Below are 14,941 nucleotides of genomic sequence, written 5' to 3'. Positions count from 1 at the left end.
ATCGTGCCCGGTGAGGCACTGGCGGAGGATACGAGATTCGAACTCGTGAGGGGTTGCCCCCAACACGCTTTCCAAGCGTGCGCCCTAGGCCACTAGGCGAATCCTCCGCCGCAAACAATACAAGACGTTGAGGGGTGCTCGCGAACGTGATCGCCGGGCGGGGGTCGGGCGGCGATCGGGCCGGGGGCCGGCTCGATTCCGGGGGCATCCATCCGCTAGGGTGGGGCCAGCCCCTCACGTGGCGCTATCTCACCCAACTCCCCCAGGGCCGGAAGGCAGCAAGGGTAAGTGGGCTCTGGCGGGTGCGTGGGGGGCGCCTTGCGTTCCGGGGCCGGGGGTCGGCGGGCCGCCTTTGTCGGTGGGCCCGGATAACCTCGTAGACGTGTCGTCCCTTGCGCTGTACCGCCGCTACCGCCCCGAGTCGTTCGCCGAGGTCATCGGGCAGGAGCATGTCACTGTTCCCCTGATGCAGGCCCTGCGGAACAACCGGGTCCATCACGCGTACCTGTTCAGCGGCCCGCGTGGCTGCGGCAAGACCACCAGCGCGCGCATCCTGGCCCGCTGCCTGAACTGTGAGCAAGGTCCCACGCCCACCCCCTGCGGGGAGTGCCAGTCGTGCCGGGACCTGGCGCGCAACGGGCCCGGGTCGATCGACGTGATCGAGATCGACGCCGCCTCGCACGGTGGCGTGGACGACGCCCGTGACCTGCGGGAGAAGGCCTTCTTCGGGCCCGCCTCCAGCCGCTACAAGATCTACATCATCGACGAGGCCCACATGGTCACCTCGGCGGGCTTCAACGCCCTCCTGAAGGTGGTCGAGGAGCCTCCGGAGCACCTCAAGTTCATCTTCGCGACCACGGAGCCGGAGAAGGTCATCGGGACCATCCGGTCCCGTACGCACCACTACCCCTTCCGCCTCGTGCCGCCCGGGACGCTGCGCGACTACCTCGGCGAGGTCTGCGGGCGTGAGGGGGCCAAGGTCGAGGACGGTGTGCTGCCGCTCGTCGTCCGGGCCGGCGCCGGGTCCGTGCGTGACTCCATGTCCGTCATGGACCAGCTGCTCGCCGGGGCCGGGGAGGAGGGTGTGACCTACGCCATGGCCACCTCCCTGCTCGGGTACACCGACGGTTCACTGCTCGACGCCGTCGTCGACGCCTTCGCCGCCGGCGACGGGGCCGCCGCCTTCGAGGTCGTCGACCGGGTGGTCGAGGGCGGCAACGACCCGCGCCGGTTCGTCGCCGACCTGCTGGAGCGGCTGCGGGACCTGGTGATCCTGGCCGCCGTGCCCGACGCCGGGGAGAAGGGGCTCATCGACGCCCCCGCCGACGTGGTGGAGCGGATGCAGGCCCAGGCGTCGGTGTTCGGGGCCGCGGAGCTCAGCCGGGCCGCCGACCTCGTCAACACCGGGCTCACCGAGATGCGGGGCGCCACCTCGCCGCGGCTGCAGCTGGAGCTCATCTGCGCGCGGGTGCTGCTGCCCGCCGCCTTCGACGACGAGCGGTCCGTGCAGGCCCGGCTCGACCGGCTGGAGCGCACCGGTGGCGGTGTCGCTCCCGGCGTCGTGGTCCCGGCCGCCGCCGCGCCGGCCGCGATGGGGTACGTGCCCGGGCCCGAGGGGCACGCCATGGCCCCGGTGTCCGCGCCGCCCGCACACCCCGCGCCCGTGGCGAGTGCGCCCGCGCCCGCCCCGGCGCCTGCGCCCACGCCGGCCCCCGCTCCCACTCCCGCCCCGGCTCCCGCGGCCGCTGCTCCGACCGCCGCACCCGGCGCCTGGCCCGGCGCCGCCCAGCCCGGTGCGGGCGCCCCGCCCGCGCCCGGTGCCTGGCCGGGAGCCCCGGCTGCCGCGCAGGGCTCCGCCCCGGCGGCCGGCGGCGGCTCCGGGACCGCCGCCCGGGGGGCCTGGCCCAGCGCGGCCGCGCCCGGGCAGGGCGCCCCCGCCCCGACGCATCCCGCGCCTGCCGTGACCCACGCCCCGGCCGCCCCCGCCCCCGCGGCGCCTCCCGCGGGCGGCCCGGGCATGGCCGCCGGCGCCGGGCAGGTGCAGGCGATGTGGCCCGGGATCCTGGAGGCCGTCAAGAACCGCCGCCGCTTCACCTGGATCCTGCTCAGCCAGAACGCCCAGGTCACCGGCTTCGACGGGACGACCCTCCAGCTCGGCTTCCCCAACGTCGGCGCCCGCGACAACTTCGCGAGCAGCGGCAGTGAGGACGTGCTCAAGGCGGTCCTGGCCGAGCAGTTCCAGGTCCACTGGAAGATCGAGGCCGTGGTCGGAGGCGGCGGCCAGCCGCTCCCGCAGGCTTCCTCGTACGCCGCCCCGCCCGCTCCCTCGTACAGTCCGCCGGCCGTCCCGCAGGCTCCCGCTCCGCCGCAGCACCCCCAGCCGTCGCCCCAGGCGCCGCAGCAGTCGCAGCCGCAGCAGCAGTCCCATCAGGCGGCTCCCGCGCCGCAGCCGCCCGTCCAGCAGGCTCCCCCGCCGGTCGCCCCTGAGGACGACGTACCGGAGGAGGACGACCCCGATCTCGTCGAGAGCGCCCTGACCGGACACGACCTGATCGTGCGCGAGCTCGGAGCCACCGTTATAGAGGAATACACGAACGAGTAGGGCCGTCTCATTGGGTGGCCGCACGAAGGGCATCCCGTCGCGCGGGCTAGGCTGCATGGCGTGAAGGTCCTCGTCATCGGCGGCGGCGCCCGCGAACACGCCCTGTGCCGCTCTCTGTCCCTCGACCCCGACGTCAACGCGCTGTACTGCGCCCCCGGCAACGCCGGCATCGCCGAGGTGGCGGAGCTGCGCCCGGTCGACGCCCTCGACGGCGCGGCCGTGGCCCGCCTCGCCACCGAGCTCGGCGTCGACCTGGTCGTCGTCGGCCCGGAGGCGCCGCTGGTGGCCGGGGTCTCCGATGCCGTCCGCGCGGCCGGCATCCCCGTCTTCGGCCCGTCCGCCGAGGCCGCCCTGCTGGAGGGCTCCAAGGCGTTCGCCAAGGACGTGATGGCCGCCGCCGGCGTCCCGACCGCCCGCAGCTACGTGTGCGCCACCGCGGAAGAGGTCGACGCGGCCCTCGACGCCTTCGGCGCCCCGTACGTGGTCAAGGACGACGGACTCGCGGCCGGCAAGGGCGTCGTGGTCACCGAGGACCGGGAAGCGGCCCGCGCCCACGCCCTCGGCTGCGACCGCGTCGTCATCGAGGAGTACCTCGACGGCCCCGAGGTCTCCCTCTTCGCCATCACCGACGGTGTCACCGTGCTGCCGCTCCAGCCCGCGCAGGACTTCAAGCGCGCGCTCGACGGCGACCAGGGACCCAACACCGGCGGCATGGGCGCGTACTCGCCGCTGCCCTGGGCCGACGCCAAGCTGGTCGACGAGGTCATGGCGACCGTGCTCCAGCCGACCGTCGACGAGCTGCGCCACCGCGGCACGCCCTTCTCCGGACTGCTCTACGCCGGCCTCGCGATCACCTCGCGCGGCGTCCGCGTCATCGAGTTCAACGCCCGCTTCGGCGACCCCGAGACCCAGGTGGTCCTGGCCCGGCTGCGCACCCCGCTCGCGAGCGTGCTGCTGAACGCCGCCCGCGGCACCCTCGACGCCGAGCCGCCGCTCAGCTGGCGCGAGGACGCCGCCGTCACGGTGGTCATCGCCTCCCACAACTACCCGGACACCCCGCGCACCGGCGACCCCATCGAGGGCCTCGACGAGGTGGCGGCGCAGGACGGCCCGGACGCGTACGTGCTGCACGCCGGGACCCGGCGCGAGGGCGACGCGGTCGTCAGCGCCGGCGGCCGCGTGCTGTCCGTGACGGCGACCGGTTCGGATCTGGCGCAGGCCCGTGAGAAGGCGTATAAGGCCGTCTCGCGGATCAGGCTGGACGGATCCCAGCACCGCACGGACATTGCGGCCAAGGCGGCCGAAGGCCGCTGAGCAGCAGGCCCCGGCGCCGCGGGCCCGGTGCACACCCCGGTGTGCACCGGGCCCGCGCGCGTGTCCGCGTGCGAGTGCATCCGGCCGCGTTCGAACGCAGCCACCTTTACCCAAAGCCATTCCATCGGGTGATCGTCGCCCGGTCCGGCTGACTGCCGCGCGCTCCCCAACTAGGGTGCGGCGCAAGCATTCCGGCACTTGGCCCACCGGCATTGCGATGTCAGTGGCGGGTGTCACAGTGGGGGAGTGAGCAAAACCGCCGCAGGGCAGAGGGGGTGAGGTCCGGCCGTGTCCGGAACCGGTTCGATCGTCGAAGTGGGCGCGCCGTCCGCGCGCTCCCGGGCCTTGGCCGTGCTGCGGGTCCGCAGCAGGGCCCTGGCCGTCGCCGTGGCGCCCGCCGCCCTCGCGGTGGTGCTCGTGAGCGCCCGGATGACCGGCCGGCTGACCGGTGGATCCTGGCCGGTGGTCACCCTCGTCGTGTGCGTGCTCGCCGGGATCGTGCTGCTCGTCGGCGGCGTGTTCGCCGCGGTGGTGCTGCGCGCCCGCCCGGCCGTCACGCCGACGGTGCCGCTGACCGAGGCCGCCGCGCCCGACCTGTACCGGCTCGTGCGCGACCTCGCCGACCGGATGGACGTGCCCGCGCCCTCCGCCATAGCCCTCACCCCGGACTGCGACAGCTGGCTGGAGGACCGCACCCACGCGGCGCACCGCCGCGGCCGCGGCCGCGCCTCCGCCGGCATGGCCGCAGCCGCCGGGCCCGAGTCCGCGCCGGGTGCGGCGCCCGTGCTGGTGATCGGCTCGCCGTTCCTGTGGTGGATGCGGGTCGCGGAGCTGCGGGCGGTGCTCGCGCCGGTCGTCGCCGGTACGGGACCTTCGGCGCATCCGGACATAGCCGACGCCCGTGGCTTCGTGCGCGGGCTGGACGCAGCCGTGGACGTGGGCAGCCGACCCGGCCTGGGCTGGATCGCCCGCCCGGCCCGGCTGCTGCTGCGGCTGTGCCGGGAGGACGCCGCCGAAATGGAGCGCGGGGTGGCCGCGGCCGCCTCGGACCGGGCGCACGGGGTGGACTACGGGCTGCGGATCGTCGCCCAGGAGCAGGTCGGCCTGGCCTACGCGGGCTGGGACCGGCTGCTGACCCGGGTCGCCCTGCCGGCCTGGCGGATGGGCCGCTGGCCCGCGCACCTCGATGCCGGGGTCGTCTCCGCGCTGACGGAGCTGTCGCGCCGGGACCGGCTGGCCGACGGGTTCACCGCACGCCTGGGCGAACGGCCCGCGTGCGATCTGCTGGAGCAGCCGGGAGCGGTCGACGAGGCCGCCTCGCTGCTGGCCGCGCGGCTGTTCCACGGCGGTCCGGCCAAGGCGGGACCGGACTGGTCGCCGGTGGAGTGGTCGGCGTATCCGGAGGAGGTCGTGGACCGCAAGTGGCGGGCCGAGGCGGCCCGGCTGCATGCCGCGCTGGACGCCCTCGCCGTCCCGGCGGGTCCGGGGCCGACGCTGGACCGGGTGCTCGGCTACCTCGCGGCCCCCGCTGGCGGCGCGGCCGGGGAGGCGCTGGCCGGGCGGCTCAGCGGCGATCTGGCCCGGGAGGAACGTTCCTCGGGAGGGGCGGCGGACGCCGGGGCCGGGACGGCGAAGGCGCGGGGGGTGGACACGGTGCCGCTGTTCCCGTTGCAGCCGCCGAGGAGCGGGCGGGACCTGCTGGCCGACCACGTCACGGCGATGGTGTGCGCCGCGGCCGTGGACTTCGTGGGAGCGGATCCGGGCCTGGACTGGCTGGACGGTCCCATCCTCCTGGTCGGCGGCGAGCGCCGCACCGACCTGGCGCCGCACGTGCTGTCCCTCGTGGAGGAGGGCGACCCCGAGCCGCTGCGCGACTGGCTCGCCGATCTCGGTGTACGCCCCGAGAAGCCGGTCCGCCTGGTCTGACGCCCCCGTCCCGCTCAGTCGCTGCTTCCTGGTCCCTGCTCCCCGCCTCGCGGTGCGAAGCGCCAATTCGCGACGAACGGTGACGGACTGAGCGCGTTATGTGATGTGCTGGGACCGGAAGCAGTTCGAAGTCCTCGACAGTGTGCCGCGCGATGGTCCGGGAAGAAGCGTCCGGGGGAGCGAGGGAGGGGAACGGTATGGGTGCGGACCCGATCCGGCGGTGGGAGTCAGGTGCGCTCGCGCACGCGGTGAACGACCCCTTCGGCCAAGGACCCCTGCCGTGGCTGCGCGGCAGCGAGCTCTACTTCGACGACACCGGCCACGTCGTGCCCTGGTACGTCGACCCCGCCCTGGCACCCGGCCAGCCGCGCCCCCGCAGCAGCAGCGGACCCCGGACCGCCGACGACATGCACCGGCAGATCAAGGGCTTCTCCTCCACCGGAGCCGTCGCGCCCGGCGAGGCCATCGACTTCCACATCACGGTGGACCCGCCCCAGCAGTTCTCCGTCGACGTCTACCGCATCGGCCACTACGGCGGCGACGGCGCCTCCAAGATCACCACCAGCCCCCGGCTCTCCGGCATCGTCCAGCCGCCCCCGCTCACCGCCGACCGCACCGTCTCCTGCCACCACTGGTGGCTGTCCTGGCGGCTCCAGGTCCCCTCGTACTGGAACGTCGGCGCGTACGTGGCCGTGCTGACCACCAGCGACGGCTACCGCTCGCACATCCCCTTCACCGTGCGGGACGACCACCCGGCCGATCTGCTCCTGCTCCTGCCCGACATCACCTGGCAGGCCTACAACCTGTACCCGGAGGACGGCCGGACCGGCGCGAGCCTCTACCACGCCTGGGACGAGGAGGGCCGGCTGCTCGGCGAGCAGGACGCCGCCGTCACCGTGTCCTTCGACCGCCCCTACGCGGGCGCCGGCCTGCCCCTGCACGTCGGGCACGCCTACGACTTCATCCGCTGGGCCGAGCGCTACGGCTACGACCTCGCCTACGCCGACGCGCGCGACCTGCACGCGGGCCGCGTCGACCCGGCCCGCTACCGCGGCCTGGTCTTCCCCGGCCACGACGAGTACTGGTCCGCCCCCATGCGCCGCACCGTCGAGCGCGCCCGCGACCACGGCACCTCGCTCGTCTTCCTCTCCGCCAACACCATGTACTGGCAGGTCGAGCTCGCGCCGTCCCCCTCGGGCATCGAGGACCGGCTCCTGACCTGCCGAAAACGCCGCGGCCCCGGCCGCCCCAGCCTGTGGCGCGAGGTGGACCGCCCGGAGCAGCAGCTGCTCGGCATCCAGTACGCGGGCCGGGTCCCCGAGCCCGCGCCGCTGATCGTGCGCAATGCCACGCACTGGCTCTGGGACTCCACCGGCGCCGCCGAGAACGACGAGCTCCCGGGCCTGGTCGCCGGGGAGGCCGACCGGTACTTCCCCCGCATCCAGCTCCCCGAGCACCAGGACCGGATCCTGCTCGCGCACTCCCCGTACCTCGACACCGAGGGCGCCAAGCGGCACCAGGAGACCTCGCTCTACCGGGCCCCGAGCGGCGCCCTGGTCTTCGCATCGGGCACCTTCGCCTGGTCACCGGCCCTGGACCGGCCGGGCCACGTCGACGAACGGGTCCAGCGGGCCACCGCCAACCTCCTCGACCGGATCTGCAAGCGCGACTGAGGCCCCCGGCAGGGCCGCACCCCGCCCGGTACGGGACAATGGGGCTGCGCTCGTACAGAACCACAGGGAGACCCCGTGTCCGGATTCGTCGAAAAGCCCGAGCCGGTCCAGGTGCCGGGCCTCGTCCACCTCCACACCGGCAAGGTGCGCGACCTCTACCGTGACGAGGACGGCCGCCTCGTCATGGTCGCCAGCGACCGGATGTCCGCCTTCGACTGGGTGCTGCCCACCGAGATCCCGGACAAGGGCCGCGTCCTCACGCAGCTCTCCCTGTGGTGGTTCGACCAGCTCGCCGACCTCGTGCCGAACCACGTGCTCAGCACCGAGCTGCCGGCCGGCGCCCCCGCCGACTGGGCCGGGCGGACGCTCGTCTGCCGGAACCTCGACATGGTGCCGGTCGAGTGCGTGGCCCGCGGCTACCTCACCGGCTCCGGCCTCGTCGAGTACAACCGGACGCGGACGGTGTGCGGGCTGGCCCTGCCCGAGGGCCTCGTCGACGGATCCGAGCTGCCCGCGCCGATCTTCACCCCGGCCGCCAAGGCCGAGGTCGGCGAGCACGACGAGAACGTCTCCTACGAGGAGGTCGCGCGTACCACCGGCGCCGAGACGGCCGCCCTGCTGCGCCGCACGACCCTCGACGTCTACTCCCGGGCCCGGGACATCGCCCGCGAGCGCGGGATCATCCTCGCCGACACCAAGTTCGAGTTCGGCTTCGACGCCGACGGCACCCTGATCGCCGCGGACGAGGTGCTCACCCCGGACTCCTCGCGCTTCTGGCCGGCCGACGAGTGGGAGCCGGGCCGCACCCAGCCCTCCTTCGACAAGCAGTACGTCCGCAACTGGCTGGCCTCCCCGGCCTCCGGCTGGGACCGCACGGCCGAAGTACCGCCGCCGGCCCTCCCCGAGGAGGTCGTCGCGCAGACCCGCGCCAAGTACGTCGAGGCGTACGAGCGGCTCACCGGCCTCCCCTGGTCCTGAGGCACCGGTCCCGCCCTCCCGGGGGCGGGACCCCGCCGGAGCCGAAGAAGCCCTGCCCGGAAGCAGCCCGGCCCGGAAGCAGCCCGGCCCGGAAGAAGCCCGGCCCGGAAGAAGAACGCGAAGAAGCCCCCGGTCGCAGGACCGGGGGCTTCTCTCGTGGAGCGGACAACGAGACTCGAACTCGCGACATCCACCTTGGCAAGGTGGTGCTCTACCAACTGAGCTATGTCCGCATGCGCCGTAACGCGGGACCTACTATACCCAACCCCGCTCGCGTGCGAGACGCACTGCCGTGTGCCGGTTCTCGGCCCCGAGTTTCATGGCCGCCGACGACAGGTAGTTGCGTACGGTCCCCTGCGAGAGGCGGGCCCGCTCCGCGATCTCCGCGACCGGCGCCCCGTCCCCCGCCAGTTCCAGGACCTCGGCCTCGCGCGCGGTCAGCGGCGAGTCCCCTGCGCTGATCGCGTCGGCCGCCAACTCCGGGTCCACGTAACGCCCTCCGGCGTGGACGGCCCGGATCAGCTCGGCCAGGCGCCGCGCCGACACCGTCTTCGGCACGAAGGCCCGTACGCCGGCCGCGAGGGCACGCTTCAGGTGTCCGGGACGCCCGTGGCTGGTCACGATCATGACCCGGCAGTCGGGGAGTTCGGCCCTCAGGGATGTGGCCACACTCACACCGTCCGCCCCCGGCATCTGCAGGTCGAGCACCGCCACGTCGGGCCGGTGCGCCCGCGCCGTCGCGAGGGCCTCCGGACCGGAGGCCGCCTCGGCGACGACCAGCAGATCGTCCTCCAGCGCCAGCAGCGCGGCCAGCGCCCCGCGGATCAGGTGCTCGTCGTCGGCCAGCAGCACACGTACGGGGTTCACGCCCGCACCTCCCGCCCGTGGGCGCCCGGGGCCGGTACGCGGGCCAGTACGCGGAACCGGCCGTCGCCGGTGGGCCCGGCCTCCAGGGTGCCGTCCACCACGGCGAGCCGCTCGCGCAGCCCGGCGAGCCCCGAGCCCGGCGGCCCGGCCGGCACCCGCGCCGCGTCGGGTACCCCGTCGTTCTCCACCAGCAGGGTCACCGCGTCCGCCCCGGCCGCCGCGAGCCGGATCACGCAGCTGCGCGCCTCACCGTGCCGCAGGACGTTCGTGGTGGCCTCCCGGACCACCCAGCCCAGTGCCGACTGCACGGCGGGAGCCGGCCGGGGGCCCTCCTCGACCTCGACCCGGCAGTCCATCCCGGCCGCGCTCAGCACCCCGCGCGCACCCTCCAGCTCCGCCGTGAGGTCCGCCTCCCGGTAGCCGCGCACGACGTCGCGGACCTCGCGCTGGGACTCCCGGGCGATCCGCTGGACCTCGGTCATCTGGTCCACCGCCTCCGGACGGCCGCGCCGGGCCAGCTGTACCGCCAGCTCGCTCTTGAGCGCGATCACCGCGAGGTTGCGACCCATCACGTCGTGCAGGTCCCGCCCGAAGCGGAGCCGTTCCTCGGCCACCGCCAGCTGTGCCTGGAGCTCCCGGGCGCGGTCGAGCTCGTGCACCGTCTTCAGCAGCCAGGAGGAGAAGCCGCAGGCCAGGGTGAACAGCAGGCTGCTGAGGAGGATGCCGAAGGCGTAGCCGGCCACCTCGCCGGCGGGGAGGCCCACGGCCGCTGCGGCGCCCGCCGTGATGGCCACCGCGGCGGGGGCGACGGCGGCCATGTGCCGGGCCTTGGCCAGGGTCAGGGTCAGGGCGCCCGTCGCGAAGCCGGTGAGGTTGATCACGAGGACGGGGGCCAGGCCCTCGTGGACCAGGAGCCCGGCGGAGCGCAGGACGAGTACGGCGATCGACAGCGCGGCGGTCAGCAGGCCCAGCGCGACGGCCGGCCGCACGGGTCGCTCGCGCCGCCCGATCACCCAGTCCAGCGCCTTCGAGCACAGCACCGCGGACAGGGTGATCTGTGCGGCCAGGGGCAGGGCCAGGGCTGCGGTGGCGGCCGTCAGGCCCTCCGGTGCGAGCCCGAGCAGTACCGCCAGGGTCTCGATCACCGCGAAGGAGTGGAACGACCAGCGGGTGTAGAGCTCGACTTTCCCCGCGCTGCTGCGTTTCCTCCACCATCCGGTCAGCTTTGACACGGTTCCCGTCCCCCGATCACCTTCTGGCGGTCCTGCGGCGCATCAGCGTATCGGGGCGTACGACAAAGGCCCTGATCAATGATCAGGGCCTTTGTCCTCTGAGCGGACGACGAGACTCGAACTCGCGACATCCACCTTGGCAAGGTGGTGCTCTACCAACTGAGCTACGTCCGCATACTCGCTCCGATCGAATGACCGGTGGGCGATGCGAGCATCACTCTACCTGATCCACCGGAGTGGCCGGTAAAGCGTGCAGAGCGGGTGACAGGAATCGCACACTGCGCCTTCCTCCTGGAAGGAGGATGTTCTGCTACTGAACTACACCCGCACGACCTTCGAGGCTGTGACCTGCGGTCTGGCCCCTCGGCGTGATCCACACACTAGCGGATCGGAGGGGGTGGATGGCAAATCGGCCCTCAGTGAGCCTCGTTGTAGGCCTCGTAGACCCGCTTCGGGATGCGGCCGCGGGGCGGCACGTCCATCTGGTTGGAGCGGGCCCAGGCCCGGACGACCGCGGGGTCCGGCGCGATGGAGGTGTGCTTGAAGGCCTTGCCGGAGCGGGCCTGCCGGCGTCCGGCGGCGACGAAGGGGGCGAGGGTCTTCCGCAGTTTCTTTGCGTTGGCCACATTGAGGTCGATCTCGTACGACTTACCGTCGATCCCGAACACGACCGTTTCCGCCGCTTCTCCGCCGTCGATGTCGTCGGAGATCGTGACTACTACGCGCTGCGCCACGGATATCGGTCCCTTCGCGCGACGTCGCCACCCGTTGACGTGCGGTGATGTCGCCTGTATGGATGTTTCGGAGCAATGCATCTTTCGTTCCCCGTGGTGGGGCGACAAAAGCCGCCGTCTCGGGGGATTCCTTTGTACCGCGATTCCCATTGCATTGCGAAGCCCAGTTAATTCTCTCCGCGTGTCCCGCCGCAATGCCGGGTGAGTGGTTTTCCGGCGGATTTTGCGAAGCGTTGGTGAAGCCGAAACCGGGCGGCGATCATGGGCCCGGGATATCTACCCGCGTAGAAATTTGAGACGGGTACGCTGAGGGAACCGCCTCCGCACCAACACCCACGGGAGTGCCCGATGGCACGCGTCGTAGTCGACGTCATGCTCAAGCCGGAGATCCTCGACCCTCAGGGCCAGGCGGTGCAGCGTGCACTGCCGCGCCTGGGCTTCGAGGGGATCGCCGACGTCCGTCAGGGGAAGCGCTTCGAGCTTGAGGTGGAGGGCCCGGTCGACCAGACCGCCCTCGACCGCATCCACAAGATGGCCGAAACGTTCCTCGCCAACACCGTCATCGAAGACTTCACCGTGAAGGTCGAGGCCTGACGGTGACCACTCGCATCGGAGTCGTCACGTTCCCCGGAACGCTCGACGACCGTGACTCGCTGCGCGCCGTCCGCCTCGCGGGCGCCGAGCCGGTCTCGCTGTGGCACCGCGACAAGGACCTGCACCAGGTCGACGCGGTCGTCCTCGCGGGCGGCTTCTCCTACGGCGACTACCTGCGCGCCGGTGCCATCTCCCGGTTCTCGCCGGTGATGGAGACCATCATCGACCAGGCCAAGGCCGGCATGCCGGTCCTCGGCATCTGCAACGGCTTCCAGGTCCTCACCGAGGCCCACCTGCTGCCGGGCGCGATGCTCCGCAACAACCACCTGCACTTCATCTGCCGCGACCAGAAGCTGCGGGTGGAGAACGCGGAGACCTCGTGGACCGGCGACTACGCCGCCGGCCAGGAGATCTCCGTACCGCTCAAGAACATGGACGGCCGCTACGTCGCCGACGAGCGCACGCTCGACGAACTGGAGGCCGAAGGCCGCGTGGCCTTCCGGTACCTCGACATGAACCCGAACGGGTCGCTGCGCGACATCGCCGGCATCACCAACGCCGCGGGCAACGTCGTCGGCCTCATGCCGCACCCCGAGCACGCGGTCGAGCCGCTGATCGGGACGGGCCGCACCGACGGCCTCGGATTCTTCACCTCGATCCTGAAGAAGCTGGTCTCCGCATGACTCTCGACACCGTCAAGCACGCCGCCGAGACCCCGGACTCGGCGCAGCCCTGGAAGGAACTCGGCCTCAAGGAGGACGAGTACGCCCGCATCCGGGAGATCCTCGGCCGCCGCCCCACGGGCGCCGAGCTCGCCATGTACTCCGTCATGTGGTCCGAGCACTGCTCGTACAAGAGCAGCAAGGTCCACCTGAAGCAGTTCGGCGAGAAGGCCCCCGAGAACGACGCCATGCTCGTCGGTATCGGCGAGAACGCCGGCGTCGTCGACGTGGGCCAGGGCTACGCGGTCACCTTCAAGGTCGAGTCGCACAACCACCCCTCGTACATCGAGCCCTACCAGGGCGCGGCCACCGGCGTCGGCGGCATCGTCCGCGACATCCTCGCCATGGGCGCCCGCCCGGTCGCCGTGGTCGACCCGCTGCGCTTCGGCGCGGCCGACCACCCCGACACCAAGCGCGTCCTGCCGGGCGTGGTGGCGGGCATCGGCGGCTACGGCAACTGCCTGGGCCTGCCGAACATCGGCGGCGAGGTCGTCTTCGACGCCTGCTACCAGGGCAACCCGCTGGTCAACGCCGGCTGCATCGGCGTGATGAAGCACGAGGACATCCACCTCGCGAAGGCCTCCGGCCCCGGCAACAAGGTCATCCTCTACGGCGCCCGCACCGGCGGCGACGGCATCGGCGGTGTGTCCGTGCTGGCCTCGGAGACCTTCGACGACACGAAGCCGACCAAGCGCCCCGCCGTCCAGGTCGGCGACCCCTTCCAGGAGAAGCTCCTCATCGAGTGCACCCTGGAGATCTTCAAGGAGAAGCTGGTCGCGGGCATCCAGGACCTCGGCGGCGCCGGCCTGTCCTGCGCCACCTCCGAGCTGGCCTCCGCCGGCTCCGGCGGCATGCGCGTCGAGCTGGACACCGTCCCGCTGCGCGATGCGACGCTCTCGCCCGAGGAGATCCTCATGAGCGAGTCGCAGGAGCGCATGTGCGCGATCGTCGAGCCGCAGCACGTCGACCGCTTCATGGAGATCTGCGAGAAGTGGGACGTCATCGCCACCGTCATCGGTGAGGTGACCGACGGCGAGCGCCTGGAGATCTTCTGGCACGGCGAGCAGATCGTGGACGTGCCCCCGGGCACCGTCGCCCACGAGGGCCCGGTCTACCACCGGCCCTACGCCCGCCCCGAGTGGCAGGACGCCCTCCAGGCCGACGACGCGGGCAAGCTGCCCCGCCCGCAGACCTCCGAGGAGCTCCGCGCGCAGGTCCTGGCCCTGGTCTCCTCCCCGAACCAGGCCTCGAAGTCCTGGGTCACCGACCAGTACGACCGCTTCGTGCAGGGCAACACCGTCCTCGCGCAGCCCGAGGACGCGGGCATGGTCCGCATCGACGAGGAGTCCAACCTCGGCGTGGCCATGGCCACCGACGGCAACGGCCGCTACGCCAAGCTCGACCCGTACACCGGCGCGCAGCTGGCGCTGGCCGAGGCGTACCGCAACGTCGCCGCGACCGGCGCCAAGCCGCTGGCCATCTCCGACTGCCTGAACTTCGGCTCCCCCGAGGACCCGGGCGTCATGTGGCAGTTCGCCGAGGCCACCCGCGGTCTCGCCGACGGCTGCCTGGAGCTGGGCACCCCGGTCACCGGCGGCAACGTCTCGCTGTACAACCAGACCGGTGACACCGCGATCCACCCGACCCCGGTCGTGGCGGTCCTCGGTGTGATCGACGACGTCAACCGCCGTACGCCGATGGCGTTCAAGGAGGCCGGCCAGCTGCTCTACCTGCTCGGCGACACCGCCGAGGAGTTCGGCGGCTCGGCCTGGTCGCAGGTCGTCCACGACCACCTCGGCGGCCTGCCGCCGAAGGTGGACCTGGGGCGCGAGAAGCTGCTGGCCGACATCCTGATCTCGGCCTCGCGCGACGGCATGATCGACGCCGCGCACGACCTGTCCGACGGCGGCGTGATCCAGGCGCTCACCGAGTCCTGCCTGCGCGGCGGCAACGGCGCCCGGATCGTGGTCCCGGAGGGCCTGGACGCCTTCACGTTCCTGTTCTCCGAGTCGGCGGGCCGGGCCATCGTGGCCGTCCCGCGCAGCGAGGAGCTCCGCTTCACCGACATGTGCGGTGCGCGCGGCCTGCCGGCCACCCGCATCGGTGTGGTGGACGGCGAGGAGATCGAGGTCCAGGGCGAGTTCACGCTCCCCCTGGCGGAACTCCGCGAGGCCCACGAGGCGACGATCCCGGCCCTGCTGGCCTGATCCGCCGTTCTTCCCGCGAGCCCCCGGCCGGATTCCCTCCGGCCGGGGGCTCGCGGTGTTGGTAGCGTCGCCCGGGTCGCCGCAGGGACACG

General features: G+C 72.7%; 11 protein-coding genes, 4 tRNA genes and 1 other RNA gene. 9 read left to right on the top strand and 7 right to left on the bottom strand.

The window, feature by feature from the left end; genetic code table 11:
• Positions 1–19 precede the first annotated feature (19 nt).
• Positions 20–107: transfer RNA gene (locus ABZ128_RS02015), tRNA-Ser, on the bottom strand.
• A 119-nt stretch (positions 108–226) separates the two neighbouring features.
• Here ABZ128_RS02015 and ffs point away from each other — a divergent pair.
• The 6 genes from ffs (at position 227) to ABZ128_RS01985 (ending at position 8,493) form a co-directional block, all read left to right on the top strand.
• Positions 227–321: signal recognition particle sRNA small type (gene ffs, locus ABZ128_RS02010), an RNA gene on the top strand.
• Positions 322–382: 61 nt separating this feature from the next.
• A complete protein-coding gene (locus ABZ128_RS02005) occupies positions 383–2,602 on the top strand; it encodes a DNA polymerase III subunit gamma and tau (RefSeq protein WP_356845522.1) in 2,220 nt (739 codons plus the stop codon).
• Positions 2,603–2,662: 60 nt separating this feature from the next.
• Complete coding sequence (purD, locus tag ABZ128_RS02000; RefSeq protein WP_356845521.1) at positions 2,663–3,916, top strand: phosphoribosylamine--glycine ligase; 1,254 nt, start codon at positions 2,663–2,665, stop codon at positions 3,914–3,916.
• A gap of 288 nt (positions 3,917–4,204) precedes the next feature.
• A complete protein-coding gene (locus ABZ128_RS01995; protein WP_356845520.1) occupies positions 4,205–5,842 on the top strand; it encodes a hypothetical protein in 1,638 nt (545 codons plus the stop codon).
• A 197-nt stretch (positions 5,843–6,039) separates the two neighbouring features.
• A complete protein-coding gene (locus ABZ128_RS01990; RefSeq protein WP_356845519.1) occupies positions 6,040–7,515 on the top strand; it encodes a N,N-dimethylformamidase beta subunit family domain-containing protein in 1,476 nt (491 codons plus the stop codon).
• A gap of 75 nt (positions 7,516–7,590) precedes the next feature.
• On the top strand, positions 7,591–8,493 hold the full coding sequence (locus tag ABZ128_RS01985; protein ID WP_356845518.1) for a phosphoribosylaminoimidazolesuccinocarboxamide synthase: 903 nt from the start codon (positions 7,591–7,593) through the stop codon (positions 8,491–8,493).
• Positions 8,494–8,650: 157 nt separating this feature from the next.
• Here the strand turns inward: ABZ128_RS01985 and ABZ128_RS01980 are convergent.
• The 6 genes from ABZ128_RS01980 to ABZ128_RS01955 form a co-directional block, all read right to left on the bottom strand.
• Positions 8,651–8,726, bottom strand: a tRNA-Gly gene (locus ABZ128_RS01980).
• A gap of 22 nt (positions 8,727–8,748) precedes the next feature.
• Entirely contained in the window at positions 8,749–9,360 is a 612-nt protein-coding gene (locus tag ABZ128_RS01975; protein WP_356845517.1) for a response regulator transcription factor, read from the bottom strand.
• Complete coding sequence (locus tag ABZ128_RS01970) at positions 9,357–10,592, bottom strand: histidine kinase (protein ID WP_356845516.1); 1,236 nt, start codon at positions 10,590–10,592, stop codon at positions 9,357–9,359. Before ABZ128_RS01970 ends, ABZ128_RS01975 begins: the two co-directional genes overlap by 4 nt.
• Positions 10,593–10,693: 101 nt before the next feature.
• Positions 10,694–10,766, bottom strand: a tRNA-Gly gene (locus ABZ128_RS01965).
• A gap of 82 nt (positions 10,767–10,848) precedes the next feature.
• Positions 10,849–10,920 (bottom strand) — tRNA-Gly (locus ABZ128_RS01960).
• An 88-nt stretch (positions 10,921–11,008) separates the two neighbouring features.
• Positions 11,009–11,326 (bottom strand): Lsr2 family protein, encoded by a 318-nt coding sequence (locus ABZ128_RS01955; protein ID WP_356845515.1) that lies wholly within the window; start codon positions 11,324–11,326, stop codon positions 11,009–11,011.
• A gap of 348 nt (positions 11,327–11,674) precedes the next feature.
• On the opposite strand from ABZ128_RS01955, the gene purS reads away from it, so the two are divergent.
• From purS to purL, 3 genes are read left to right on the top strand one after another with little or no spacing between them, the layout of a single operon-like run.
• On the top strand, positions 11,675–11,920 hold the full coding sequence (purS, locus tag ABZ128_RS01950) for a phosphoribosylformylglycinamidine synthase subunit PurS (protein ID WP_356845514.1): 246 nt from the start codon (positions 11,675–11,677) through the stop codon (positions 11,918–11,920).
• A gap of 2 nt (positions 11,921–11,922) precedes the next feature.
• Positions 11,923–12,603 carry a phosphoribosylformylglycinamidine synthase subunit PurQ gene (gene purQ, locus ABZ128_RS01945; protein WP_356845513.1) on the top strand — a complete coding sequence of 227 codons (681 nt, stop codon included), beginning with the start codon at positions 11,923–11,925 and terminating at the stop codon, positions 12,601–12,603.
• Positions 12,600–14,849: a phosphoribosylformylglycinamidine synthase subunit PurL gene (gene purL, locus ABZ128_RS01940; protein WP_356845512.1), complete on the top strand. Its 2,250-nt coding sequence runs from the start codon at positions 12,600–12,602 to the stop codon at positions 14,847–14,849. The genes purQ and purL overlap by 4 nt, the downstream gene beginning before the upstream one ends.
• The last annotated feature ends 92 nt before the right edge of the window (positions 14,850–14,941 follow it).

It is taken from the genome of Streptomyces sp. NPDC006326, from assembly GCF_040612915.1.
In the GTDB taxonomy this organism is placed as follows: Bacteria; Actinomycetota; Actinomycetes; order Streptomycetales; family Streptomycetaceae; genus Streptomyces.
The sequence above is the reverse complement of the archived record's forward strand: the minus strand, read 5'-3'. Positions and strand labels throughout refer to the sequence as shown.